This is a genomic window from Dactylosporangium darangshiense, from assembly GCF_039537565.1.
In the GTDB taxonomy this organism is placed as follows: Bacteria; Actinomycetota; Actinomycetes; order Mycobacteriales; family Micromonosporaceae; genus Dactylosporangium; species Dactylosporangium darangshiense.
In genome coordinates this window covers 1-774 of the sequence record NZ_BAABAT010000216.1, presented here as the reverse complement: position 1 = coordinate 774, position 774 = coordinate 1, and the positions used below count along the sequence as shown (strand labels likewise).

The window sequence follows — 774 nt, the reverse complement described above, 5'->3', positions numbered from 1 at the left end:
CGGGGGCGGGCAGGGGTACCGCGCCGGCGGCGCCGACCCGGCAGGTGGCCTCGATGACGGCGTCGTCGGACAGGAACGGGAAGTAGCCGCGGTTGCGCACGTTGACGGCGTGGATGCCGCCGTCGTCGTGGCGCAGGGAGGCGATCAGGCCGACGGCGGCCTCGGAGTAGAACGCGCCGCCGCGCTCGCCGAGCAGGGCCGGCTTCTGGTCGAGGGACGGGTCGGCGTACATGCGCAGCAGCTGCTCCTCGACCTGCGACACCCGCTCGCCGCGCGTCGACCGGCCGCGCTGCTCCGCGACGACCTGGTCGTGGCGGTAGAAGTAGCGCAGGTAGGACGACGGCACGCAGCGCAGGGACGCGATGAGCTCGGCGGGCAGTTGCAGGCCGGAGGCCATGTCGTCCAGGCCCTTGTCGATCAGCTCCGGCAGGTGGTCGACGCCGTCGACGTAGGCGGCGCGCTCCCAGGTCAGGTGGTTCAGGCCGACGTGGTCGAGGATCAGCGCCGACGGTTCGACGCCCAGGGCCGCCGCCCCGCGGCGCTGGAAGCTGATCGCCATGTTGCACAGGCCGGCGGCGCGGTGGCCGTCGTCGAGCAGGGCGCGGGTGACGATGCCGACCGGGTTGGTGAAGTTGACGATCCACGCGCCCGGGTCGGCGCGGCGGGCGATGTCCAGCACGACCGGGACCGTGCGCAGTGCCTTGGCGAAGCCGCCGGCGCCGGTCGTCTCCTGGCCGACGCAGTCGCACGCGAGCGGGAACGTCTCGTCGCTGA

General features: G+C 73.5%; 1 protein-coding gene. It reads right to left on the bottom strand.

Features of this window, described 5'->3' with window-relative positions:
• Positions 1 to 774, bottom strand: a 774-nt coding sequence (locus ABD901_RS58780) for a family 4 glycosyl hydrolase (RefSeq protein ID WP_486303878.1), incomplete at both ends; no start/stop codon positions are given.